Here is a 22,004-nt window from a genome sequence, read left to right on the forward strand (position 1 = left end):
GGTCCCCAGCGGCGATCGGTTGGCTGGCTGTGGCCTTGGCGTGTGGCCTCGACCGTGTGGTCGGCGATCCCGCCGGCTGCTTGCACCCGGTCCAGGTGATGGGCTGGTCGATTGCGCTCCTGCGAGGGCAGGTGGAGACCTGGGCGGGCGATCGACCCTGGAAGCTGAGGCTGGGCGGCGGGGCAATCACCCTGCTGCTGGTGGGCGTCAGCGGGGCAGTGGGCTGGGGCGTGGAGATGCTGGCCTGGCGATGGCCACCGCTGGGGTATCCGCTGTTGTGGCTGTGTCTGGCCAGCTGCCTGGCGGCTGGAAGCCTGGAGCGGGCTGTGCGTGGTGTTCTCGACGCTCTCTCCGGCGGCAACGACGGTATTGAGAGGGCCCGCAGCCGGCTGGCCAGGATCGTGGGCCGCGATGTGGAGGGTCTCGGTGAAGCGGAGATGCTGCGGGCGGTGGCGGAAACGGCCGCCGAAAACGGGGTGGACGGTCTGTTCGGCCCCCTGTTCTGGATGCTGGTGGGGGTGGCGTTGCTGAGCTGGCAGCCCGGGGGACAGCTTCAGCCCCCAGGGCCGCTCAGCCTGGCCCTGGCCTACAAAGCCGCCAGCACGCTCGATTCGATGCTCGGCTATCGCCGCGGCCGGCTGGAATGGCTCGGCACGGCCGGTGCCCGTCTCGACGATCTCCTGACCTGGCTGCCCTGCCGGTTGGTGGCGCTCAGCCTTCCCCTGGTCAGCCGCCGTCCCCACCGGCTGCTCGGCCAAGTGGCCCTGGCGAGGCAGGAGGGCCGCCCTGATCCCTCCCCCAACGCCGGGCTCTCCCAGGCTGCCTACGCCCAGGCGGCCGGCGTGCGATTGGGAGGCGTCAACCGCTATGGCGGGGTGGCGCGGGCCAAACCGATCCTGGGAGCCTCCTATCCGCCGGCCGATCGCCCGGCTGTCGAGCGGATCCTCGCCTTGAGCAATCGCCTCGAGCTGTTCTGGCTGGCGGTCAGCTTGCCGCTGATGGTCGCTGCCGCCTCCCTGCTGGCTCAGTAGGCGCCGCGATCCCTCGGGAAGAGAATCACACTCACCGTGCGCACGATGATGGCCAGATCCAGCCACACGCTGCGATGGCGTGCGTAACTCACATCCAGCTTCACGCGGGTGGAATAGGACAGGTTGTTGCGACCGGAAACCTGCCAGAGGCCGCTGAGGCCGGGGCGTACCGCCAGCACCTCATCCATCCGACGGCCATAACGGCTGAGTTCGGCCCGAACGATCGGGCGGGGACCGACCAGGCTCATGTCTCCCTTGAGAACATTGAGAAACTGGGGCAGTTCGTCGAGGCTGGAGCGACGCAGAAACCTGCCGATCGGCGTGATGCGGGGATCGGATTTCAGCTTGAAATCCTTGTTGAACTCAGCCTTCAGTTCAGGAGACTGGGCAAGCAGTTTGCCCAGGAGGCGATCGGCATCCGGCCGCATCGTGCGGAATTTGATGCAGCCAAACTCCCTGTAGCCCCGACCGATTCGTCGCTGAACATAAAAGACGGGCCCCGGTGAACTGATCCGCACCAGGGCGGCCAGCAGCAGGAACAGGGGGCTGCCCAGGCCCAGCACCGCCAGGGAGAAGGCCAGATCACCGCTGCGTTTGAGGGTTCTCGAGAGTTTGGTCTGGGCGGCGATCAGTTGCTGGGCGGAGAGAACCGGTGCCGCCAGGCTGAGAGCCGTGGCCACCGGCTCAGCCCGCTCGGATCGAAGCGGCTGGCGAAAACTGGATGAACCAGGCACGGTGCTGACCGCAGAGAGGGTGCCCAACGGTTCCTGCATCAGTGATTCCGGCATCAACGTTTTCGGGATCAGTGATTCCGGGATCAGTGATTCCGGGATGAACGAATTGGGGTGACAGAAGGCCATCACGGTCCCCTTGATGTCGAGACTGTAAAAATCCATTCACCCTTCGGCCAGTTCGGAAGGTCACTCAGGCCAGAGGCACAGAGGGTTCAGGGCAAGGGATCAGGCAGGGGCTCCCGAGCCTGCTCCAGATCGGCCAGATGGCCCTGCCAGTAACGCTCGAGCAGGGCAAGCAACCGGCGTCTGAACCGTTCCGGAGCGAATTGCTCGGCCCATTCCCGCTGGCTCTCCGCCGGCAGACGCTTCCAGAGCTGTCCCTGCTCGAAGTGCTCCAGCGCCGCCACCAGGGAGGCGGTGCTCTGGTCGGGAAACAGCAGGCCGGTGGGCCGGGAGGCGCCGCTTGCCAGGCAGCGCACACTGTCGAGCAGCCCGCCTTTGCCCAGGGCGATCACCGGCGCTCCGGCCGCCATCGCCTCCACGGCGGCGATGCCGAAGTCCTCCAGCCCCCCGTAGACGAAGGCGCGGCAGCGGCCCATCAGCTCGCTGACCCTGGCGGGATCGCAGCGACCCAGAAAACGCACGCCGGAGCCGGCCATCGCTTCGAGCCGCCGCCGCTCCGGACCATCCCCCACCACCAGCAATGGCAGGCCGGTGCGGTTGAAGGCTTCAATCACCCGATCGACCCGCTTGTAGGGGACCAGGCGGCCGAGCGAGAGGTAGAAGTCGTCGCGAGGCAGATCCCAGCGGAACCGCTCCACCTCCACCGGTGGATGCAGCACCTCACTGGATCGGCCCCAGCAGCGCTGGATCCGCCGGGCCGTGAAGCGTGAGTTGGCGATCAGATGGTCCACCCGCTGGCTGCTGATCACGTCCCACTGACGCAGCTGGTGCAGTTGCCAGCGCACCAGCGGGCCAAGCGGTCCCCTGGCCAGCCTGGAGCCGGCCAGATAGGCGGGCATCTGGTCCCAGGCGTAGCGCACCGGCGTGTGCACATAGCTGACATGGAGCTGGTCGGGTGCGGTGAGCACCCCTTTGGCCACCAGGTGGCTGCTGCTGATCACCAGCGGATAGCTGGAAAGATCCAGCAGTTCGATCGCCAGGGGCAGCAGGGGCAGGTATTGCTGAACATGGCTGCTGCCCCAGGGCAGTCCCTGGATGAAGGAGGTCTGGATGCGGCGGCCTGCCAACCAGCTCTCTGAGCTCCCGCTTTCCCCATCCACCAGAGCGAACAGCTCCGGGCTGAGCAGGCGGTCCACTTCCCGCACCACCTGCTCGGACCCTCCCACCGAGCGTGGGGTGAACCATTCATGGACGAGCGCGATCCGGCTTGGAAGGGAAGGCATCGCGGCACCGTACGTCGCACCGACGGACCGTGCACGTCACGAATGCTCTCAGCTGATTGCGCTCTTGGGCGCTGATCCGGATGCTGAACGCAGTTCCTGCCCACCATGGCGATTCGCGAACTTCTGGAAGACGCCCTTGACGAACCCTCGATCGGCCTGACCCGTTCGTTCAGCTGGCATGCCACGCCGGTTGGAATCGCGGCGCTCTGGCTGGCCGGGCAGGCCCCAAGCCAGCCCCCCTACGCCGATGCCCTCAAGGAGGGGCTGCTGGTGGGACTGGATCTCAGCCGCGAGGATCGTGAGTTTCACCAGATCCCCAAGGGGTTGGTGCTGCTGTTTCACTCCTGAAGACGGCAGACTTCCCGTCTGCCGCCCGGGAACGTGATGGTCGAGCCGACCGATATCAGCCAGCCTCAGGATCGGCCGGTTTCCTTCTGGCAGACCAAACCCCTCTGGTGTCAGCCCTGGACGATCGTGGCCACCGGTACGGGGGTCAGCCTGGCCAGCTGGCTCCTGCTGCAGCGCTGGTGGATCACCACGCCCGTCGTGGCTGCCGTTCTGCTCTGGTGGTGGCTGTTCCTGGTGCTGGTGCCAGGCAGTTTCGCGGCGGCGGCTGGTTCCCCGGAGCCTGGCTCCGCTGATTGAGATGGTGGTCAATCCAACAGCACGCTTCAGCCCGGTTGGCTTGAGTAATGTGAACAAGGGCCTCCAGCCCACCATTCAGAGCCATTCACCATGAGCTACGAGCCCGGTACCAGTGAGTGCCGGTTGCTGATCGACAGCAAGGAACAGATCGAAGCCGCCCTGGCCAATCTCATTCGGTTGGAGAACACCGACCACATCAGGATGCAACTCCTGGCGGTCTACAACCAACTGGAAGGCCTCCATGATCTGAGACGGGCCCAGCGCCAGAGCACCCCCGAACCGGCCGGGGCCGGCAGGGATGAAACCGGCTGAGGAACGTCTCCAGGGGCATCGGCTGGCAACGGCGACTCCAGCCCGGGCCATCCAGCTCCCGCCGCCAGGCTGAGATCCGCAGCGGCCACACGCCTCCCTGGCGATAGATGATCAGATACCGGTAGTCACAATCTCCGCAGAGAACCGGGGAAGCGACCGGCTCCCCCTGATCCGTGCTGCGCAGAAACCGATTCAGCAATCCCGCCGCTTCGTGGCCTCCCGAACCCCCTCCGGGCGTTGCCGCCGCCAGGCGCAGGGCTGCTCCGGCCGGGTATCCGTTCTCAGGCAGAACCAGGTGCAACGGAGCCCAGCCAGGAAAGCCGAGGAAAGAGAAAACAGCGCGGGTGGCCATGGCCTGCGGCAAGTGAAGGAAGATCCATCCGGTCAGTTCCCGCGGCGTATCAGAGCCCTGCCCATCAACAACTCCCTGTTGCGAGCGCTCGCTTTGCTGAGCCCCCTCGTCCTGCTGGCGGGTGCCGGCAGGCTGGAGTTCTCCAGCCTGCTTCGCGTCGGTGAACCGATCGGCACGGCCGATCAACGCCTCCAGGCCAGCGGCTGGCGCCCGTCACCCCAGCGGCAGCCTGATGACCTGGATCGACAGCGGGCCGGCAATCGCCTGGCCAGTCTGAGCGCCTGCTCCGGTGCGGGCCTGGGCTACTGCCGTTATGACTACAGCCAGGCCCCGTACAGCCTCTCGGTGATCACGACGAACGACTGGCCTGGGTACGACCCTGGCGCCAGGGTGGTTCGCTGGAGCGACGAAACCGACGGCCGGCTGTGGGGACTTTGCCAGCCAGATGGAGCAGGCCAGCTTGTGCCCTGCCAGCCCTGATGACCGGGCCCGATAGGTTTGCTCCTGCGACACCGAGGCGCCATGTCAGAGAACAACACCCGTCCGCCCTGGCTGAACTGGCTTTTCCTGTTGATTTTTCTCTGGAGCAGCTGGCAGCTGGCCGGGTTCTGGTTCCAGCAACTCCACTGAGCTGGCCCGGGTCCTAGGGAAGCAGGGGCCTGCCTTCCTCGCCCAGATCAAGGGCCAGTGCCAGTTGGCCCAGCAGCACGGCGGCGGCCTGGGGTTGGGTGAGGCCATGGCTGCCTGCGGCCTCGACCCATTGCCGGCACCGATGGCTGAGCAGGTCCAACTCCGGTGCTCCGGCCCTCAGCGCCTGGAAAGCCTGGGCCAGGGGGGCATCGCCAGGATGGGCGGGGCCACCGGCCACGATGTACTGGTTGCCATCGCTGCCGGAATAGAGCAGGGAGCCGCGGGGACCCCGCAGGGGGGCCGTGGCCGGCAGGCAGGCAGGATCGGGGGTGGGCTCGGACATGGCCGAATCGATGGGCGGTGGTTCAGCCGTAGGGGTAGGCGTTCGGAACGTAGAACTGCTCGTTCATCGGCGGCCGCTGGTAATCGCCACCACTCTTGCGTGGAGGCAGCTCAATCGCAGCCGGGGTCATGTCTTCGTAAGGCACCTTGCTGAGCAGATGGCGGATGCAGTTCAGCCTTGCCCGTCGCTTGTCGTCGGCTTCGACGGTGAACCAGGGGGCTTCGGGGATGTTGGTGTGGGCGAACATCTGGTCCTTGGCTTTGGAGAACTCCAGCCAGCGATCCCTTGATTCGAGATCCATGGGGCTCAGTTTCCAGCGGCGGGCAGGATCGTCAATGCGCGATTGAAAGCGAAGTTCCTGCTCTTCATCACTCACCGAAAACCAATACTTGAGCAGAACGATGCCTGAATTCACCAGCATCCGCTCGAACTCTGGGCAGGACTTCATGAACTGATCAACCTGCTCATCAGTGCAGAAGCCCATCACCCGCTCAACGCCGGCCCGGTTGTACCAGCTGCGGTCGAACAGAACCAACTCACCGGCGGAGGGGAAATTCTCCACGTATCGCTGGAAATACCACTGGGTTTTCTGCTGGTCGGAAGGGGTACCCAGTGCCACGACCTTGCAGCCACGGGGATTCATCGGCTCGGTGATTCGCTTGATCGTTCCCCCTTTGCCGGCCGCATCACGGCCTTCGAACAGCAGGATCATCCGGAATCCGGTGTGCTTGATCCAGTACTGCATCTTGACCAGCTCGATCTGCAGACGCTCGAGCTCTGTTTCGTAGAACTTCTTGCTCAGCCGTTTCTGGCCGCCATGAGGCGGGGCTCCGGCCGGGCCCTCCTCCAGGTCGTCGAGCAGGGCGGTGGGGTGATAGCGATCGTTCAGCCCATTGGTGCCAAGGGCACTCTCAGCCTTGGATTTCTTGGCCTCCTTGGCCTTCTTGCCATCTTTTCCCTTGCCCATTCACTCAACCCTGCTCGACTTGGTTGTCCCACCCTTAGTGGGATTCGGGCCGATTGACGGCTCGATTGATACAGATTTCGAGACCCCTTGCTGCCGGGCCTCCGGGCGCATCTCGATGGAGTGGCCGGTGAGGCTGACGCAGAAGCCGCTGGATTGGGTCGCCGGCTGAGGCGAGCCCAGCCGCAGGTCACCACCGTGGGCCCGGGCGACCCGCTGGGCGATCGCCAGGCCAAGGCCACAGTGCCCGTGGCCGCCGCGGGCTGAGTCGAGCCGCTGGAACGGCATCAGCGCCTCGGAACGCTGCCCTTCAGCGATCCCCTCCCCCCTGTCCCAGATCTGCAGCTCGAAGCCATCGTCCTGCCAGGGCAGCAGCCGCAGCAGAACCGGTGGCTGGCCATAGCTGAGGGCGTTGTCGATCAGGTTGGCCACGGCCCGGCCCAGGGCAATCGGCTGGATCGAGGCGGTCAGCGGCGTGAGCTCGAGTTCCACCGGCTGACCGTCGTAGCGGGCGGCCAGTTCGGCCAGAAAATCCTGCAGGGGCACCTCCACCGCCAGCTCGGTGCCGCCGCCGCCGGCGAACAGCAGAAACTGGCCGGTGATCTGCTCGAGGTCATCGAGGTCGGCTTCAGCCTTCTCCCGTGCCTCGGCACCGAGCCCACCCAGGGACAAGCGCAGACGCAGGCGGGTCAGGGGGGTCTTGATGTCGTGGGCGATGCCGGCCAGCATCGTGGCCCGCTCCTGCTCGCTGATCGAGAGCCTCTCCAGCATCGCGTTGAAATGGCGGGTGAGGCGACGCACTTCCGGAGCGCCCCGCTGGGGCAGGGGGTTGGGCTCGCTGACCCGACCGACGCCGCCGAGCGCTTTCTCCAGCTGCTGCAGGGGCCGTTGCACCTCCAGCAGCAGGAACAGGGCGGCGGCCACCACGCTGCCGCTGACCAGGGAGAGGCTGACCAGCAGCGGATCCGGCGGCCAGCCCAGCTGGGGCCTGATTCCGGCGTAGAGCCAGACGGGCTCCAGGGGCGAAGCCAGTTCGATCCAGACGCCGCGGGCCTCCCCCGGGGTGGGAACGACCTGGGGACAGCGCGGCAGTCGGCGACAGAGTTCGTATCGCAACTGCTTCGCCTGAACCTCCAGTCGGCCGTCATGGCCGAGGCCGAGGAATCCGTTGGCTGGATCCGGTGCGGGCGGTTCACCCACCCCCAGCTGCAGCCCGCTCAACACCGACACCGCGGCCGGTGGAAAACGCTCCAGCGCCAGTTCCGCCAATCGCAGGTTGAGGGCAACCTGGGGACCCATCTGGGCCACCTGGGCCTGGCCGATCCGGGTTCCGAGCAAAGCCTGAAGCAACACGAGGCTGATCCCCCAGCCGCCCAGCGCGAAGCCCCCCAGCCGCAGCAGGAGGGCAGCCGAGCGAAAGGAGCCGACCATCGCTCAACGGCTCCGTGGGGCGCCGTCGGGAACGAACACGTAGCCATAGCCCCAGACGGTCTGCAGGTAGCGGGGACGGCTGGGGTCGGGTTCGATCAGGCGCCGCACCCTCGAGACCTGCACATCCATGCTGCGGCTGTCGGTCTCGCTGGAGGGGCCCCGGGCCAGTTCGATCAGGCGCTCCCGCGAGAGCGGGCGGTGGGGATGCTGCACGAAGGCGGCCAACAGGCTGAATTCGCCGCTGGTGATCGTCACGGCCTCCCCATCCCGCTCCAGGGTGCGGGCGGAGAGATCCAGGCTGTTCACACCGAAGCGCACCACTTCCCCGTCCGCCAGCGGGGTGCCGGCCGGAAGGCTGCCGCGCCGACGCAGCACCGCTTCGATCCGGGCGGTGAGCTCCCTGGGCAGGAACGGCTTGGCCAGGTAGTCGTCGGCGCCCTGCTCCAGGCCGATGATCCGGTCGACGGCCTCGGCCCTGGCGGTGAGCATCACCACCGGCAGGTCATCGCCGCCATCCCGCAGACGGCGCAGCAGGGTGAGGCCATCGTCGCCCGGCAGCATCAGATCCAGCACGAGCAGATCGGGGCGCTGGAACTCCAGGCGGGCCACCAGCTGGCGGCCATCGGTGAGGCAACGCACCTCGTAGCCCTGCTCGGTGAGGTGGGTGCCGAGCAGCTGCCGCAGCTCCGGGTCGTCATCCACGACCCAGATGGTGTGAGATCGGCTCATGGCAAAGAGGCGTGGATCATCGCTGCTTGAACTGTATGGAGGGAGGCTCGATGGCCCAGGATTGATCCTGCCCTGGCGAGCGCCTGGAACTGTCCAGCCATGACTGGCAGCCTCACCAGTCGGATCCGGTCATGGTTCTGCCACCCAGCACACGCATCGATGCCGCAACCCGCTGGCCTCCTCTCCATAGGGTGAGCCCATGCCCCCTGTCTCCCCGTCGCCCCACCTGTTCGGCAGCGGCCCTGCCGTGGCCGGCGGTCTGCTGGCGCTGGCCATGCAGCTGCTGATCGGCGGCAGCCTGACGCCAGGCCCCGCCCAGGCCCAGGACTCCCGGCTGCTGGAGCGCTACGAGAAGCGCCTGGAAAACTGGTTTCACCGGATCGATCGCAACGGCGATGGCCGGCTCAGCCCATTCGAGAGCAAGGGCTATCCCTTTCTGGAGATGAACTTCGAGAGGCTCGACTCCACGGGTCGGGGATATCTGCTGCCCCAGGATCTGGCTCCGGCCAACAACCACTTCCTCGGCGAACGGCTTCGCAAGAGCTTCCAGCGGGCCGACCGGGATGGCAATGGTCAGTTGAGCCAGGCGGAAGCGGCCTCCTTCCCCTGGCTGGCAAAGCGCTTCAGCGAGATGGACCGTGACCGGAACGGCAACGTCAGCCTGGAGGAGTTCTGGGACTTTCGCCGTTCGCTTTCCCCCCGCCCTTAGGACTTCACGGCTCATGGCGATCCGGGCGGCGGATCTGGACAAAAGCCCAGAGCATCCGGGCCAGTTCCAGCGGCACGCCCAGCACGCTGCCCAGGCCGGGCATGCCCAGCCTCAGGATCCGGAAGACGCCATTGGCCAGCAGCAGCAAGGCGGCGATCGCCAGGCTCACCACCAGCAGGATGGCAAAGGTCTGGGCCAGGCCGGCGGCCAGCAGCAGGATCCCCTCGCCGATCCTCGAGATGGCCTTGATCAGGGTGCTGATCACCTTGCTCACCACCAGCAGTGAGTCGATCCGGGCGGGCAACTGCAGCAAGGCCACCAGCACACCGCTGCCGACCGCGATGTTGAGCAGGGAGAAGAGGGCTTCCCGCCAGGGCGAGCGGCTGCGACGCTTGCGAAACACCTTCCGGGCGGGGAGTGGTTTGAAGGCCGGCTCGCTGAGGCGATTCATGGCGTGATCCCCAGACCCCGGCTGCTGTCCATCGGTTCCGGATCAGACATCGAGGCTGTAGCCGGCGCCCCGCATCCAGCGTTCGAACTCGATCAGCACCAGTTCATTGGGGCAGTCCACCAGGCTGAGCCCTTCTACCGTGCAATCCCCCTGGCCGCCATGGTGAAGCGACAGGTGAAAGTTCCTGCCGCTCAGGCCGCACACCTCCGGATCGCTGCGCACGACGACATCCAGGCAGGCTCCTAGGCGACTGACGCGGCGTCGCAGTTCCGACCAGCTTTTCGTCATCGTCCGTCTGCAGTGGGCCCGGAGCCCGAGGCCCCCATGCAGGAGTCTGGCCCCGGTGGAACCCGCGTCAACGGCGCAGTGCTGAAGGCCTGTCTCAAGGATTGGGTTCCGCTGGGCTGAGCGGGACCGTGGGGACGGCGGCTGGACTGGGCGATGGGGCCGTCGGCCGCCGTGGCAGCGGAACCATCAGGCTGATCGAAGCGGTGACGGCCAGGGCCGTCGCAGCCGCCAGGGGGGAGAACAACCGTTGGCGCAGGGGGATGCGCTCCAGAATCTCCCGTTTTGGCAGCGGTCGCTCCGCAGGCAGCTTGAAACCGAGCTGAACCCGTGGATCGAGCCGCAGCTGATCCAGGCAGCGAACGAGATCGGAGAGCTCGGCGTCATCGAGGCTGAGTTCCAGGGGGTGTGTGTCGGGCTGGCTGCTGAACAGGCGCAGGCGATGGCAGCGCCCAGCGCCGCTCTCCCGCACCGGTTCGATCTGAACCGGACCCGCATCGGCTCCGAAGCGGCGTGGGACGCCGCTGAGCAGGTGGCGGGCATAGGGAAGCACCACATCCAGCAGGGCCAGGAGGTGCTCCCGTTTTCCCTCCAGCTCGGTGTGGCCCGCCAGGGCCAGCTGCCAGCCGGAGAGGATGCCGATCACGTTCTCGGCCTGGCCGGCTGAAAGGTCCGGCAGGCCGTCGAGTCTGAGTCGGCAGCTGGTCTGCTCGAAGCGGTGGCTCACTTTCATGCCGAGGCGTCCATCAGGCTGGCTTTGAGGCGATCGAAGCCGCCCCTGCCGGCCCCGAAGGCGAGGCCGTGGATCAACTGGAGCCGCAACGCCGGACCCTCCTTCGGGTCGAGCAGCTTCTGAACCCCACCGCGGCGGGGATTGAGCCGCTCCCGGATCAGTTCATCCAGCCGCTTCTGGAACAACCCCCAGCGCTCGGCCGTGACCTGGGCGGGTTCGGCGGAAGAGAGCAGCTGACGCAGCATCGGATAGAGGCGGTCGGCAAGGGCGCAGAGCAGGGAGATCAGGGCATCGGTTTCGGGTTCGCTCAGTTCACCACGCCGGCAGGCGAGCCTCAGGGGGTTGTAGCAGCGCCGTTTCCAGAGCTCGACCCGGTTGGGGAAGAGATCGTTGAAGCCGAGTTGCCCTGCCATCGACAGCATCGCTTCGCCGCCGTTGAGATCGAGGGCCTCGACGGTGAGCAGCATCAGATCCAGCCGCTCAAGACCCCGGCGGGAGATTCCGGAATGGCGATCAGGCTTGGTCAATCGGTCTTGGGCCATGGCTGCGATGATGCCAGCGCCGGAGCCGATCCGTCACCTCTTCCGCTTGCCATGCCCCCCAGCTCCTCCCCGGTTGATCCATCCAGGGCACCCGATCTGCGCCAGCTGGTGCGTGACATTCCAGATTTTCCCAAGCCCGGCATCCTCTTCCGCGACCTGACGCCGCTGATGCGTGATCCCCACGGCTGGCGCGAGGTGATGCGGCAGCTTGCCCTGGTCTGCGAGCGGGTCGAACCCGACCTGATCGTCGGCATCGAGTCGCGGGGGTTCATCGTCGGCACGGCCCTGGCCACGGTGGTGGGGCTGGGTTTTGTGCCGGTGCGCAAGCCGGGCAAGCTTCCCGGGGAACTGTGTGGGGTCGATTACGACCTGGAGTACGGCAGCGATCGCCTCGAGATCCAGCACGATGCCCTGGCCGGAGAGCCACGGGTGCTGATCGTCGACGATCTGCTGGCCACCGGAGGCACCGCTGCGGCCTGTGCTCACCTGGTGGAACTGGCCGGCGGCCAGCTTTGCGGCTATGGCTTCGTGGCTGAGTTGGCCGGCCTGGGGGGGCGTCAGCGGCTGCCTGGGGACCATCCGGTTGAATCCCTGATCGTCTACGCCTGATCCTTCAGGGCTGTGATTCTTGCCAGGCCAGGACAAGATCCAGTTGCTCCAGGCTGATCAGCCCGAAACGCCACAGGATCACCGGCAGGGGGGCCTGCTCCAGCCGTGCCTGCCTGATGCCGAGTTCGAGGGCTCTCTGGGTGAGGCCCAGCTCGCGCTGCAGGTAGGCCACGAGCGCCGATGGCGGCTCCGGCTGGGGTGAGCTGCTGATCACCATGACGCCGGGACCAGGCAAAGGGGGCCTCACTCTGACCAGCGGCTGAGCAGCTGGCAAGGGCCCAGGCTCATCGCTTTCAGACTCAGCCGGCGCAGGGGGGGCAGCCGGCGCAGCAGGGCCAGGACCAGGCGCCTCAAGCCGAGCGGCAGGGGCTGACGGTTCGAGAACAAGCGCACCATCAGATCGGTGATCAGCAGGGTGAGCAACACATCTCCCCAGCGCCGGATCGCATAGGCCCGGCCGATCGCGGCCAGGCCCAGCCGTCCCCTGGCCACCCGCTCAGCCTGCCGCCGCAGCACGCGCACATCCCGCCAGCAGAGGTTCAGGCCCTGGCCGCCGACGGGGTGGCAGCGATGCATGGTTTCACCCACCAGGACGGTGTTGCCGCGCTGGAAGCCACGGGCCAGCTCCAGGGCAACCGGAAAGGCGCGGGGGGCATCGAGTAGGGCATCCACCTGGAACCGGTCAGGCAGGGCCCCGGCCAGGCTGTCGAGGAAGGCGGCCGGATCCAGGCTTTCGAGCAGCCGCAGACGCCCGGCGGGGGCACTCCAGACCAGCTGGTGGTGGTCGCCACCCAGGGGAAGAACGGCGAACGGCCCCTCGGCGCGGAACAGTTCCCAGGCCTGGTCGGCCGCTGAGCCGCGCAACCGCACCTGCACGCTCAGGCAGGCCTGGTGGTAGGGAAGCCGCCACTGGCCGATGCCCAGGGCGGTACGGCTGGGGGAGGCGCTTCCGTCGGCGGCCACGATCAGGTCGACAGGTGTTGCGTCGGGGACGATGGCCTGCGGGTTGCCCAGGTTCAGCCGGATCGCTGGATCGGCTTTCAGCCGCTCCAGCAGCAGTTCCATCAGCGGCCTGTGCTGGAGCACCCAGCCCACCGCTTCGCCGCCCTGGAGGCCTTGAGCGGCCCTGCCGAGATCGGAGCCATCAAACGGGACCCGCTCGGCCAGCTCCAGATCGCAGAGCTGCAGGAAGCGGAACGGCACCAGGTCCGCGGCCAGCGGATTCCAGAGCTGCAGCTCGGAGAGCAGCAGCCGGCTGGAATGGCTGAGCGCGTAGGCGCGGCCGCGGGCCAGCAACTGCTCAGGGGGCAGGGGGTCGTCCAGTTCCACCTCCCAGCCCACGCTGGCGAGGGCGAGGGCGGCGAGGGCACCGGTCGGGCCCGCACCCCGAACCCTGGCCACCAGGGGTGAACGCATCAGCAACCGATCCCGGCCATCAGGCACGCCATCAAAAAGCCGCAACAGAATTCTGTTGCGGCGGAGAGGTTGACCGAGACAGGGACAGCGCCGTGAAGGGTCGGGAAAACCGGCCGACCTCAGCCGATGCCGAGCAGTCCGCGGGTGAAGGCTTCACCGCCGAGGGCGAATTCGGTGGCCAGCAGGGCAATGAATCCGAGCATGGCCATGCGGCCATTCAGCTTTTCGGCACGCTCGTGGAAGCCCCAGCCCTGGTCAGCGGCCACCACTTCCATCCGTGGCTCGGTGGCGAAGGCATTGAGACGGCCGCCGTCTTCGGTTGTGACGGTGGCTCCACGGATGGCGGCGCGATCAGCGGCTGGAGCGAAGGTGGTGGCTTGGGCCATGGGAGCTTCGTGGGGTGGGATGACAGAAATGTAACACATTGTTTCGCTTCGTAACGCAAGTCTGGCAGATTCAGCGCAGCCGGCGCAGGCAGAGCTCCTCGAAGGCTGGCCTCAGTAAGTAGGGATACTCACCCACCCAGAGTTTCAGGGCCGGAATCCAGGCATCACTGAGGGCTCCGATCCTGGAGAAATCAGGGCGCTCGCTCAGCACAAGGCAGCGGATCGTCATCCCCCGGCGGATCAGCTTGTGCTTCTTGTCCATCGGGAACCGCACCTGGCCCAGGTAACCCTCGTCGTCTTCCAGCTCCAGGCAGAGCCAGGTACGCCGGTTCTCCACCAGTTCAAGGCGGCCGCTCTTGTCGGCCTGTTCGTTGCGTTGCTCGATCCGCTCCCGCGTGAACAGATCAGCCACTTCCCCCTCGAAGATCGCCCCGGCTGGAAAACGGCGCAGGGTGGAATTGCGTCGGCCGGCTTCGAGGATCGGGCCCCAGAGGATGTAAAGCAGAAAAACGAAGCCCGCCACCAGCCAGACCGGGCCGAAGCGATAGGAGAACTGGCTCTGGGCCACCAGCAGGGCCAGCACCCCGCCGATCACGGAGATCAGCACCCGCTGGAGGATCTTGCCCGGATCACCGCTGCAGGCATTGAACTGGGGGCCGGTGGCCACCGCCGGAATCAGGCGCTGCAACTCGCCGGGCTTGAGGGGAATCAGCATCGCAACAGCATCGATTCAGAGCAGGCGTTTCAGAGCAGGCGTTCGAGGCCGTAGACCAGGTTCTGCAACTGCCGAACCCGGCGCACCGTGAGCAGCACCCCCGGCATGTAGGCCGAGCGCTCGATCGTGTCGTGCCGCAGGGTATAGGTTTCGCCCGGCCCGCCGAACATCACTTCCTGATGGGCCACCAGCCCAGGCAGCCGCACGGAATGCAGCCGCAGGCCGCTGCTCCGCAGGCCGCCGCGACAACCGGCCAGGCTCTCGTGCTCCTCCACCTGGGGGGCGTTGAACGTCTTGCCGAGCTCCTCGATCAGCTCGGCGGTTTTCAGGCAGGTGCCACTGGGGGCATCGGCCTTGCGGTTGTGGTGCAGTTCGGTGAGTTCGGCGAAGTCGTAGAAGCGGGCGGCGGCAGCTGCAGCCTGCTGGAGCAGCACCATCCCCACCGAGAAATTGGGGATCACGGCACCGCCGATGCCGGCTTTCTCGGCAAAGGCAGCCAGATCGGCCAGCTGGCTGGGGCTGAGCCCGGTGGTGCCGATCACCGGATGCACGCCGTAGGCGATCGCGGCGCGGGTGTGCTCGTAGACCACCTTCGGGTGGGTGAAATCCACCAGCACCGCGCCATGGGGCTGGCTGCGAACCGCCTGGCTGGCCTGGCAGAGCGTTCCCTCCAGATCGGCGCTGATCGCCACCTCCAGCTCCCCCAGCCCGAGCTCAAGCCCCACATCAGCGCCCTGCTTCTCCGCCGTGGTGTCGATCGCCCCCACCAGGGCGCAATCCGGCGCGGCAACCACGGCCTTCACCACCTCCGCCCCCATGCGGCCCAGGGCGCCGGCCACCACCACGGCGATCGGGGCGGCCGCTTGCCCCGGGGCAGCCGGCGTGGCGGGGTCCTCCAACGTGGCGGCCATGGTGGTTCTCGATCAACACAGGTGAGCTGAGCCTATGGCCGCCGACTGCCACGGCACCTTTCGCGGCCTGCAGGCTGGGCCCCAGAAGCCGCGCCCCCACAGCAACCTTCGTAAGCTGCTCTGCACTGCCCTCCACCTCCGCGCCGATGTTCACGCAGGTCCGCTCCGCCAGCCGCCGGGTCAACCCTGCCGATTGCGCCCTCCCTGCCGGCAGCGACGGCCGCGCCGTGATGAAAGCGGTGTATGTGGTGCTGGAACCCCAGTACCAGAACGCCCTCACAACGGCGGCTGTCAGCCTGAATGAGCACAATCCCGCCCTGGCGGTGGAGCTGAGCGGCTACCTGATCGAGGAGCTGCGCAATCCGGAGAACTACGCCGCCTTCTGCGCCGATGTGGCGGCCGCTGATGTGTTCATCGCCTCGTTGATCTTCATTGAGGATCTGGCCCAGAAGGTGGTTGAGGCGGTGGCGCCCCACCGCGACCGGCTCAAAGCGGTGGTGGTGTTCCCCTCGATGCCGGAGGTGATGCGGCTCAACAAGCTGGGCACCTTCTCGATGGCTCAGCTGGGCCAGAGCAAGAGCGCCATCGCCAGCTTCATGAAGAAGCGGAAGGAGGCCAATGGGGCCGGCTTCCAGGACGCGATGTTGAAGCTGCTCAACACCCTGCCCACCGTTCTCAAGTATCTGCCGGTGGAGAAGGCGCAGGATGCCCGCTCCTTCATGCTCAGTTTTCAGTATTGGTTGGGGGGAACGCCGGACAACCTGCGCAACTTTCTGTTGATGCTGGCCGACAAATATGTTTTCCCCCGCAGCGACAGCGGCCGGCCGCTGCTGGAGGTGGCTGAACCGGTGGTGTTCCCGGATCTGGGCATCTGGCACCCGATGGCGCCGGGGATGTTCGAAGACCTCAGGGAATATCTGAACTGGAGTGCCAGCCGCGCCGACCTGAGCGAGAAGGCCAGGGGCGGCCCGGTGATCGGCCTAGTGCTGCAGCGCAGCCACATCGTCACTGGCGATGAGGCCCACTACGTGGCGGTGATTCAGGAACTGGAATACCGCGGCGCCACCGTGATTCCGGTGTTCTGCGGCGGGCTGGATTTCAGCAAGCCGGTTGCCGCCTTCTTCTACGACCCGCTCAACCCTGAGCAGCCGATTGTGGATGGGGTGGTGAGTCTCACCGGCTTCGCCCTGATCGGCGGCCCGGCCCGTCAGGACCATCCCCGCGCCATCGAGGCGCTCTCCAGGCTCAACCGGCCCTACATGGTGGCCCTGCCGCTGGTGTTCCAGACCACCCAGGAATGGGAGGAGAGCGATCTGGGCCTGCACCCGGTGCAGGTGGCGCTGCAGATCGCCATCCCCGAGCTGGATGGCGCCATCGAGCCGATCGTGCTCAGCGGCCGCGACGATGCCACCGGCAAGGCCCACACCCTGCAGGACCGGGTGGAGGCGATCGCCGAGCGGGTGATCCGCTGGGCTTCGCTGCGCACCAAGCCCCGCCTCGCCAAGAAGCTGGCGATCACGGTGTTCAGCTTCCCGCCCGACAAGGGCAATGTGGGCACCGCCGCCTACCTCGATGTGTTCGGCTCGATCCACCGGGTGCTGCAGGAGATGAAGCAGAAGGGCTACGACGTTCAGAACCTGCCGCGTGATTCCAAGGCGCTGATGGAGGCGGTGATCAACGATCCTGAGGCGCTGGAAGGTGCACCGGAGCTGGCGATCGCCCACCGCATGAGCGTGGAGGAATACGAGCGGCTCACCCCCTATTCCGAGCGGCTGGAGGAGAACTGGGGCAAGCCCCCCGGCAACCTCAACAGTGATGGCACCAACCTGCTGATCTACGGCCGCCACTTCGGCAACGTGTTCGTGGGGGTGCAGCCCACCTTCGGCTACGAGGGCGATCCGATGCGGCTGCTCTATTCACGCAGCGCCAGCCCCCACCACGGCTTCGCCGCCTATTACACCTATCTGGAGAAGGTGTGGGGCGCCGACGCGGTGCTGCACTTCGGCACCCACGGCTCGCTGGAGTTCATGCCCGGCAAGCAGATGGGCATGAGCGACACCTGCTATCCCGATTCGTTGATCGGCGCCCTGCCGAACCTCTATTACTACGCGGCCAACAACCCTTCGGAGGCCACGATCGCCAAGCGGCGGGGTTATGCCGCCACGATCAGCTACCTCACACCTCCGGCCGAGAACGCCGGCCTCTACAAGGGCCTCAAGGAGCTGGGTGAGCTGGTGGGCTCCTACCAGCAGCTGCGTGAGAGCAGCCGGGGGGTGCAGATCGTGAATGCGATCGTGGAAACGGCCCGCCAGTGCAATCTCGACAAGGACGTTACCCTGCCGGAGGGCGAGGCTGCCCAGCTCGACCTTGACGGCCGCGACGGCGTGGTGGGGGCGGTGTACCGCCAGCTGATGGAGATCGAGAGCCGGCTGCTGCCCTGCGGCCTGCACACGATCGGCAAACCCCCCACCGCCGAGGAGGCGATCGCCACCCTGGTGAGCATCGCGGCGCTGGAGCGCCAGGAGGAGGGCTACCGCAGCCTGCCGGCCCTGCTGGCCGAGAGCATCGGCCGCACCATCACCGATGTCTACAAGAGCAACGACGCCGGCGTGCTGGCGGATGTGGAGCTCAACCAGACGATCACCGAGGCCTGCCGCAAGGCCGTGGCCTCGATGGTGCGCTCCGTCACCGGCACCGATGGCCGCGTCAATCTGCGCGGCAACTTCGGCTGGTTCTTCGCCCTGCTGGAGCGCTTCGGGATGCGTCTGCCCAGCCCCTGGCTGAGCGCCTGTCGGGCAGCGGGTTTTCCTGCCGTGGATGTCGCCGAGCTCGACAACCTGTTCGGCTACCTGCGCTTCTGCCTGGAGCAGATCTGCGCCGACATGGAGATGGAGAGCCTGCTGCGGGCGCTTGATGGCGAATACGTGATTCCCGGCCCCGGTGGCGATCCGATCCGCAACCCGGGCGTGCTGCCCAGCGGCAAGAACATCCACGCCCTCGACCCCCAGGCGATCCCCACCCGCGCCGCGATCGCGGCGGCCAAGGTGGTGGTGGATCGGTTGATCGAACGCCAGAAGGCCGAGCAGGGCACCTGGCCGGAAACGATCGCCTGCGTGCTCTGGGGCACCGACAACATCAAGACCTACGGCGAATCGCTGGCCCAGATTCTCTGGTTCATCGGCGTGCGGCCCGTGCCCGATTCGCTCGGGCGGGTGAACAAGCTGGAGCTGATCTCGCTCGAAGAGCTGGGCCGTCCCCGCATCGACGTGGTGGTGAACTGCTCCGGGGTGTTCCGCGATCTGTTCATCAACCAGATGGGCCTGATCGACCAGGGCGTGAAGATGGCGGCTGAGGCCGAGGAGCCCCTGGAGCTCAACTTCGTGCGCAAGCACTCCCAGGAGCAGGCGGCGGCCCAGGGCATCAGCTTGCGGGAGGCGGCCACCCGGGTGTTCTCCAATGCCAGCGGCAGCTACAGCTCGAACGTGAACCTGGCGGTGGAGAACAGCACCTGGGAAGAGGAGGGCGAGCTGCAGGAGATGTACCTCTCGCGCAAAACCTTCGCCTTCAACGCCGACAACCCCGGTGAGATGAACCAGAACCGGGAAGTGTTCGAATCAGCGATGAAAACCGCCGATGTCACCTTCCAGAACCTGGATTCCGCTGAGATTTCGCTTACCGATGTGAGCCACTACTTCGATTCCGATCCCACCAAGCTGATTGCCGGCCTGCGCGACGACGGCAAAGCCCCAACCAGTTACATCGCCGACACCACCACCGCCAATGCCCAGGTGCGCAGCCTGAGTGAAACGATCCGGCTCGATTCGCGCACCAAGCTGCTCAACCCCAAGTGGTATGAGGGCATGCTCAATTCCGGCTACGAGGGAGTGCGCGAGGTGGCCAAACGGCTCAACTTCACCCTGGGCTGGAGCGCCACCAGCGGCGCCGTGGATAACTTCGTGTATGAGGAGGCCAACGACACCTTCATCAACGACGAGGAGATGCGCAAGCGGCTGATGGAGCTCAACCCCCACAGTTTCCGCCGCATCGTGGGCACCCTGCTGGAAGTGAATGGCCGCGGCTACTGGGAAACCAGCGAGGAGAACATCGCCCAGCTGCAGCAGATCTACCAGGAGATCGAAGACCGGATTGAAGGGGTGACGCAAGGCTGATGGCCTTAGCCCCCTGGGGCAGGAGAAGAGCAGTTCGCGCTGTGAGCAGATTACTCCGGATCTGGTGAACTTCAGTGGCCTGAACGCTTGCCATCACCTGGCCCAATGAGCTCAGGCGGAAACCAGAAACATCCCGATCGCGGCTCAGATGAATGGCATTGTTAGTTTGCGTCATGGCAGACACCCAAAAGCTCGCCAACCTCTGCCTTTAGAACGATCAGGTCCGAGTAGACAAGTCCGAAAACCGCATCGTCATCAACTGCTCCATAATCATGAGCAAGCAGATTTCGGAAATCAACGATCGCACGAGAATTAGATATTGAACAAAACAGCCTTTCGTCGAGGGCGCTGACCCTTCTAAGTGCCTCACCAATGATGATGAACTCTCGCTCGACAGCGGATCTTACGGCACGCTTACTTCGGTACTCATCCAGCGAGATGCCGCTCATTACGTCTTCAATAGAGTTGCATGCATCAAGGATATCCTGCAAATATGCAGATAGATCACGCGCCATAAACCAGCTTCTTTGTTCGATCAATCTCGCCAGCAATAATTTTGTTCTTCACCGCTCCCTTCATCACCAAGTCAACGTCGGATTGGAAGATGTTCCTAAACGCCTCGCGAGCGTCAAGAAAGACATGGAAGCGCTTGGTTATTTCTAATGGGCCAAACTCAACCAGAAGGTCAATATCACTTTCTCCAGGTCTGAAGTCCTCTCTCAAGGCTGAGCCAAAGACAAACAGACGCTCAATCCCGTATCGCTGGCAAGCAGCGGCGATCTCCTCTAGCTTCTCGTCAATTTGGACTGACATGACTCACCTCCATGATCCATTGTACCCAGAAACCCAGGGAGTCCACCAAGAGACCCTGCACTGAGGGCTTAGCAACGTCTAACGCTCACACTCACCTGCGAGCTTATTCTGAATGGAGAAACAGCCCTTGAATGGTGGCGAGTCAGGTACAGTCTGATGTTGGATGGCTTTCGTGCAGCAAACTAGTTCAGTGAGTTGATATTTGCGAGAGAAGCAATGTGGCCAAGGTATACCTATGGCAGTGGTCGCTTGCCGTGGTGCATTTGGAGGACAAGCTTGAAATAATCTATGATTATACGCAGGAACTGTCATGATATCTTTTGAGGCAGAGCCAAGCTATTAGCTTGCCAGGAATAAGTTAGGTCTTAAATACATTGCCACAGTGGATGCATCGGCGAAACTGATCAACAGCAAAGTTGGCTAGTAGGCCTCCTATTACGGCGCCAGGAACAGTTCCGGCTATTCCACCCAATGGACCCGCAACAATACCAACTCCTCCACCAAACCAAGCGCCACCTACGGCTCCAGCTGCAGCTGCCACTCCACGCGTGACCATGCTTTCTGGATTATTATTGTCAAACATTCGATTACAATTTGGGCAACTAATATCCGCCATATTTGAAAACAGTTTAGAATTTTCTCTCAAATCATACACCGTTCGATTTGTTTTGCTAGTTGTCCTTGATACCAAGCTTTTCAGTCCATCCAACGCTGCCCTTGAGTGGCAGGCAGGGAGTCGAGGGAGGCGCAGCAAAGAGCTGGTGGTGGCCTGTCCACTCGAGGGGCTTGTTAGGCAGCTGCTTTAAACGCCTTTTCCAGGAAAGCAACGATAAATTCTCGATGCTTGGAAGCATCCGCTGGTGTAAGACGTAGCCTGTAGCGCCCCCACCTTGAGTCGTAATCCATAACATCTAGACCCGAGTCATCAAGCTCGGCCTGCGTTTCTTCTGACTTTTCTAGGCGGACTTCAAGACGAAGCCAGTCCTTTTTAGGCCGAAAGATGACAAAGTTATTTGGCTGGCCTCCTTTGGCAATCCCAATATAGAACTTGTTGTACTTTAACTCTAAACCCGAGTCGAAGGCTTTGACGAGTTTAAGGATCTCATCGGCCATTGCTAGCGTTTGCTTGCTTGCACGAGCTTCCCAGAACGACCTATCTGTGACGGCTTGGACCTCTTCATCTTCATCCACTAATCCCAAGCGAACCTCGTCAAGCACCTTTGTGCAAACCAGAGAGACCGCCTCGCCAAGCTGAATAGCGTTTAGCTGAATAGCCACCAATGGGATTGAGCCATTGAAAAGCCCGATGACATTCAGGAATCTTGTTGTTATATCCTCGGCTACGATAACAGCTGTGTGTTCGTACTGGGGATAGCGCTTCCGCTCAATGTCCCAGTATTCAATGGTGCGAATGATATGCGCTTCGTCGGTTTTGCCGAGTTGGATCTCAACCTCATACCTGCGGTTGCTATCTCCTTCTTGGAGGAGAAGATCAAGTCTTCCCGCCCTGGGCTGCGGCCTTTCGCGATCCTTCAAAACAAGGTCGCCTAGGGAGACTCTGGAAATCCCAGCCGAATCGCGGGACAATGGGTCTGTAATCGCGCTCCAGGACAAGTTTGATGGGCGGCAAGCAGCTCGGATTCACTGATTACGAGCAGACCACAGCCAAAAAGCGCACCAAGCGCGAG

26 protein-coding genes are annotated in these 22,004 nt (G+C 64.6%); 8 read left to right on the forward strand and 18 right to left on the reverse strand.

The window, feature by feature from the left end; translation table 11 throughout:
- The first annotated feature begins 29 nt into the window (after window positions 1–29).
- Window positions 30–1,031 carry an adenosylcobinamide-phosphate synthase CbiB gene (cbiB, locus tag KQ307_RS05425; protein ID WP_259727245.1) on the forward strand — a complete coding sequence of 334 codons (1,002 nt, stop codon included), beginning with the start codon at window positions 30–32 and terminating at the stop codon, window positions 1,029–1,031.
- On the opposite strand, the gene KQ307_RS05430 is transcribed toward cbiB, so the two are convergent.
- Window positions 1,025–1,693 carry a sugar transferase gene (locus tag KQ307_RS05430; protein WP_399241883.1) on the reverse strand — a complete coding sequence of 223 codons (669 nt, stop codon included), beginning with the start codon at window positions 1,691–1,693 and terminating at the stop codon, window positions 1,025–1,027. The genes cbiB and KQ307_RS05430 overlap by 7 nt on opposite strands.
- A gap of 284 nt (window positions 1,694–1,977) precedes the next feature.
- Window positions 1,978–3,171, reverse strand: coding sequence for a glycosyltransferase (locus KQ307_RS05435; protein ID WP_259702980.1), 1,194 nt, complete (start codon window positions 3,169–3,171; stop codon window positions 1,978–1,980).
- A gap of 105 nt (window positions 3,172–3,276) precedes the next feature.
- Here KQ307_RS05435 and KQ307_RS05440 point away from each other — a divergent pair, with 105 nt between their 5' ends.
- The 4 genes from KQ307_RS05440 (at window position 3,277) to KQ307_RS05455 (ending at window position 4,960) form a co-directional block, all read left to right on the forward strand.
- On the forward strand, window positions 3,277–3,519 hold the full coding sequence (locus KQ307_RS05440; protein WP_259702981.1) for a hypothetical protein: 243 nt from the start codon (window positions 3,277–3,279) through the stop codon (window positions 3,517–3,519).
- Between the two features lie 36 nt (window positions 3,520–3,555).
- The gene (locus tag KQ307_RS05445) at window positions 3,556–3,816 is read left to right on the forward strand and encodes a DUF6737 family protein (protein WP_259702982.1); all 261 of its coding nucleotides are present in this window, start codon (window positions 3,556–3,558) and stop codon (window positions 3,814–3,816) included.
- Between the two features lie 90 nt (window positions 3,817–3,906).
- On the forward strand, window positions 3,907–4,128 hold the full coding sequence (locus tag KQ307_RS05450; RefSeq protein ID WP_259702983.1) for a hypothetical protein: 222 nt from the start codon (window positions 3,907–3,909) through the stop codon (window positions 4,126–4,128).
- A gap of 364 nt (window positions 4,129–4,492) precedes the next feature.
- Window positions 4,493–4,960 (forward strand): hypothetical protein, encoded by a 468-nt coding sequence (locus KQ307_RS05455; RefSeq protein ID WP_259727226.1) that lies wholly within the window; start codon window positions 4,493–4,495, stop codon window positions 4,958–4,960.
- Between the two features lie 163 nt (window positions 4,961–5,123).
- Here KQ307_RS05455 and KQ307_RS05460 read toward each other — a convergent pair whose 3' ends face one another.
- The 4 genes from KQ307_RS05460 to KQ307_RS05475 are packed head-to-tail and all read right to left on the reverse strand — an operon-like array spanning window position 5,124 to window position 8,577.
- Window positions 5,124–5,453, reverse strand: a complete 330-nt coding sequence (locus KQ307_RS05460) for a hypothetical protein (protein WP_259702985.1) — start codon at window positions 5,451–5,453, stop codon at window positions 5,124–5,126.
- 22 nt (window positions 5,454–5,475) lie between these two features.
- The gene (gene ppk2 / locus KQ307_RS05465) at window positions 5,476–6,420 is read right to left on the reverse strand and encodes a polyphosphate kinase 2 (protein WP_259702986.1); all 945 of its coding nucleotides are present in this window, start codon (window positions 6,418–6,420) and stop codon (window positions 5,476–5,478) included.
- Complete coding sequence (locus KQ307_RS05470) at window positions 6,421–7,848, reverse strand: ATP-binding protein (RefSeq protein ID WP_259727227.1); 1,428 nt, start codon at window positions 7,846–7,848, stop codon at window positions 6,421–6,423.
- Window positions 7,849–7,851: 3 nt separating this feature from the next.
- Window positions 7,852–8,577 (reverse strand): response regulator, encoded by a 726-nt coding sequence (locus KQ307_RS05475; protein ID WP_259702988.1) that lies wholly within the window; start codon window positions 8,575–8,577, stop codon window positions 7,852–7,854.
- Window positions 8,578–8,776: 199 nt separating this feature from the next.
- Between KQ307_RS05475 and KQ307_RS05480 the strand changes: the two genes are divergently transcribed.
- Entirely contained in the window at window positions 8,777–9,286 is a 510-nt protein-coding gene (locus KQ307_RS05480; protein WP_259727228.1) for an EF-hand domain-containing protein, read from the forward strand.
- Between the two features lie 4 nt (window positions 9,287–9,290).
- On the opposite strand, the gene KQ307_RS05485 is transcribed toward KQ307_RS05480, so the two are convergent.
- From KQ307_RS05485 to KQ307_RS05500, 4 genes are all read right to left on the reverse strand, one after another.
- Window positions 9,291–9,737, reverse strand: a complete 447-nt coding sequence (locus tag KQ307_RS05485) for a hypothetical protein (RefSeq protein ID WP_259702990.1) — start codon at window positions 9,735–9,737, stop codon at window positions 9,291–9,293.
- A gap of 42 nt (window positions 9,738–9,779) precedes the next feature.
- Window positions 9,780–10,025, reverse strand: a complete 246-nt coding sequence (locus KQ307_RS05490) for a hypothetical protein (protein ID WP_259702991.1) — start codon at window positions 10,023–10,025, stop codon at window positions 9,780–9,782.
- 94 nt (window positions 10,026–10,119) lie between these two features.
- Window positions 10,120–10,755 (reverse strand): DUF4335 domain-containing protein, encoded by a 636-nt coding sequence (locus KQ307_RS05495; RefSeq protein WP_259727229.1) that lies wholly within the window; start codon window positions 10,753–10,755, stop codon window positions 10,120–10,122.
- Window positions 10,752–11,297 carry a DUF3038 domain-containing protein gene (locus KQ307_RS05500; RefSeq protein WP_259702993.1) on the reverse strand — a complete coding sequence of 182 codons (546 nt, stop codon included), beginning with the start codon at window positions 11,295–11,297 and terminating at the stop codon, window positions 10,752–10,754. Before KQ307_RS05500 ends, KQ307_RS05495 begins: the two co-directional genes overlap by 4 nt.
- Before the next feature lie 51 nt (window positions 11,298–11,348).
- On the opposite strand from KQ307_RS05500, the gene KQ307_RS05505 reads away from it, so the two are divergent.
- Entirely contained in the window at window positions 11,349–11,906 is a 558-nt protein-coding gene (locus tag KQ307_RS05505; RefSeq protein ID WP_259727230.1) for an adenine phosphoribosyltransferase, read from the forward strand.
- A gap of 4 nt (window positions 11,907–11,910) precedes the next feature.
- Here KQ307_RS05505 and KQ307_RS05510 read toward each other — a convergent pair whose 3' ends face one another.
- The 5 genes from KQ307_RS05510 to dapB form a co-directional block, all read right to left on the reverse strand.
- Window positions 11,911–12,123 carry a DUF2949 domain-containing protein gene (locus KQ307_RS05510; RefSeq protein WP_259702995.1) on the reverse strand — a complete coding sequence of 71 codons (213 nt, stop codon included), beginning with the start codon at window positions 12,121–12,123 and terminating at the stop codon, window positions 11,911–11,913.
- A 26-nt stretch (window positions 12,124–12,149) separates the two neighbouring features.
- Window positions 12,150–13,322, reverse strand: coding sequence for an FAD-dependent monooxygenase (locus tag KQ307_RS05515; protein WP_259727231.1), 1,173 nt, complete (start codon window positions 13,320–13,322; stop codon window positions 12,150–12,152).
- Between the two features lie 119 nt (window positions 13,323–13,441).
- Complete coding sequence (locus tag KQ307_RS05520) at window positions 13,442–13,708, reverse strand: high light inducible protein (protein ID WP_259702996.1); 267 nt, start codon at window positions 13,706–13,708, stop codon at window positions 13,442–13,444.
- Between the two features lie 70 nt (window positions 13,709–13,778).
- Window positions 13,779–14,423: a hypothetical protein gene (locus tag KQ307_RS05525; RefSeq protein WP_259727232.1), complete on the reverse strand. Its 645-nt coding sequence runs from the start codon at window positions 14,421–14,423 to the stop codon at window positions 13,779–13,781.
- Between the two features lie 29 nt (window positions 14,424–14,452).
- Window positions 14,453–15,334 (reverse strand): 4-hydroxy-tetrahydrodipicolinate reductase, encoded by an 882-nt coding sequence (dapB, locus tag KQ307_RS05530; RefSeq protein ID WP_259727233.1) that lies wholly within the window; start codon window positions 15,332–15,334, stop codon window positions 14,453–14,455.
- A gap of 146 nt (window positions 15,335–15,480) precedes the next feature.
- Between dapB and KQ307_RS05535 the strand changes: the two genes are divergently transcribed.
- Complete coding sequence (locus KQ307_RS05535) at window positions 15,481–19,503, forward strand: magnesium chelatase subunit H (RefSeq protein WP_259727234.1); 4,023 nt, start codon at window positions 15,481–15,483, stop codon at window positions 19,501–19,503.
- 161 nt (window positions 19,504–19,664) lie between these two features.
- On the opposite strand, the gene KQ307_RS05540 is transcribed toward KQ307_RS05535, so the two are convergent.
- The 3 genes from KQ307_RS05540 to KQ307_RS05550 form a co-directional block, all read right to left on the reverse strand.
- Window positions 19,665–20,018, reverse strand: a complete 354-nt coding sequence (locus KQ307_RS05540; RefSeq protein ID WP_259727235.1) for a DUF86 domain-containing protein — start codon at window positions 20,016–20,018, stop codon at window positions 19,665–19,667.
- Window positions 20,008–20,316, reverse strand: coding sequence for a nucleotidyltransferase family protein (locus tag KQ307_RS05545; protein ID WP_259727236.1), 309 nt, complete (start codon window positions 20,314–20,316; stop codon window positions 20,008–20,010). Before KQ307_RS05545 ends, KQ307_RS05540 begins: the two co-directional genes overlap by 11 nt.
- 789 nt (window positions 20,317–21,105) lie before the next feature.
- Complete coding sequence (locus KQ307_RS05550) at window positions 21,106–21,852, reverse strand: hypothetical protein (protein ID WP_259727237.1); 747 nt, start codon at window positions 21,850–21,852, stop codon at window positions 21,106–21,108.
- Between the last annotated feature and the right edge of the window lie 152 nt (window positions 21,853–22,004).

Source organism: Synechococcus sp. CS-1326 (genome assembly GCF_025128115.1).
In the GTDB taxonomy this organism is placed as follows: Bacteria; Cyanobacteriota; Cyanobacteriia; order PCC-6307; family Cyanobiaceae; genus Regnicoccus.

Excerpts from the sequence above, each read along its gene's own strand:
- KQ307_RS05480 (WP_259727228.1), top strand. The coding sequence starts at position 8,777 with ATGCCCCCTGTCTCCCCGTCGCCCCACCTGTTCGGCAGCGGCCCTGCC.
- ppk2 (WP_259702986.1), bottom strand. The coding sequence starts at position 6,420 with ATGGGCAAGGGAAAAGATGGCAAGAAGGCCAAGGAGGCCAAGAAATCC.
- KQ307_RS05505 (WP_259727230.1), top strand. The coding sequence starts at position 11,349 with ATGCCCCCCAGCTCCTCCCCGGTTGATCCATCCAGGGCACCCGATCTG.
- KQ307_RS05440 (WP_259702981.1), top strand. The coding sequence starts at position 3,277 with ATGGCGATTCGCGAACTTCTGGAAGACGCCCTTGACGAACCCTCGATC.
- KQ307_RS05475 (WP_259702988.1), bottom strand. The coding sequence starts at position 8,577 with ATGAGCCGATCTCACACCATCTGGGTCGTGGATGACGACCCGGAGCTG.
- KQ307_RS05515 (WP_259727231.1), bottom strand. The coding sequence starts at position 13,322 with ATGCGTTCACCCCTGGTGGCCAGGGTTCGGGGTGCGGGCCCGACCGGT.
- KQ307_RS05450 (WP_259702983.1), top strand. The coding sequence starts at position 3,907 with ATGAGCTACGAGCCCGGTACCAGTGAGTGCCGGTTGCTGATCGACAGC.
- KQ307_RS05495 (WP_259727229.1), bottom strand. The coding sequence starts at position 10,755 with ATGAAAGTGAGCCACCGCTTCGAGCAGACCAGCTGCCGACTCAGACTC.
- KQ307_RS05460 (WP_259702985.1), bottom strand. The coding sequence starts at position 5,453 with ATGTCCGAGCCCACCCCCGATCCTGCCTGCCTGCCGGCCACGGCCCCC.
- KQ307_RS05535 (WP_259727234.1), top strand. The coding sequence starts at position 15,481 with ATGTTCACGCAGGTCCGCTCCGCCAGCCGCCGGGTCAACCCTGCCGAT.
- KQ307_RS05520 (WP_259702996.1), bottom strand. The coding sequence starts at position 13,708 with ATGGCCCAAGCCACCACCTTCGCTCCAGCCGCTGATCGCGCCGCCATC.
- KQ307_RS05545 (WP_259727236.1), bottom strand. The coding sequence starts at position 20,316 with ATGTCAGTCCAAATTGACGAGAAGCTAGAGGAGATCGCCGCTGCTTGC.
- KQ307_RS05500 (WP_259702993.1), bottom strand. The coding sequence starts at position 11,297 with ATGGCCCAAGACCGATTGACCAAGCCTGATCGCCATTCCGGAATCTCC.
- KQ307_RS05435 (WP_259702980.1), bottom strand. The coding sequence starts at position 3,171 with ATGCCTTCCCTTCCAAGCCGGATCGCGCTCGTCCATGAATGGTTCACC.
- KQ307_RS05470 (WP_259727227.1), bottom strand. The coding sequence starts at position 7,848 with ATGGTCGGCTCCTTTCGCTCGGCTGCCCTCCTGCTGCGGCTGGGGGGC.
- KQ307_RS05525 (WP_259727232.1), bottom strand. The coding sequence starts at position 14,423 with ATGCTGATTCCCCTCAAGCCCGGCGAGTTGCAGCGCCTGATTCCGGCG.
- dapB (WP_259727233.1), bottom strand. The coding sequence starts at position 15,334 with ATGGCCGCCACGTTGGAGGACCCCGCCACGCCGGCTGCCCCGGGGCAA.
- KQ307_RS05490 (WP_259702991.1), bottom strand. The coding sequence starts at position 10,025 with ATGACGAAAAGCTGGTCGGAACTGCGACGCCGCGTCAGTCGCCTAGGA.
- KQ307_RS05485 (WP_259702990.1), bottom strand. The coding sequence starts at position 9,737 with ATGAATCGCCTCAGCGAGCCGGCCTTCAAACCACTCCCCGCCCGGAAG.
- KQ307_RS05445 (WP_259702982.1), top strand. The coding sequence starts at position 3,556 with ATGGTCGAGCCGACCGATATCAGCCAGCCTCAGGATCGGCCGGTTTCC.
- KQ307_RS05540 (WP_259727235.1), bottom strand. The coding sequence starts at position 20,018 with ATGGCGCGTGATCTATCTGCATATTTGCAGGATATCCTTGATGCATGC.
- KQ307_RS05510 (WP_259702995.1), bottom strand. The coding sequence starts at position 12,123 with ATGGTGATCAGCAGCTCACCCCAGCCGGAGCCGCCATCGGCGCTCGTG.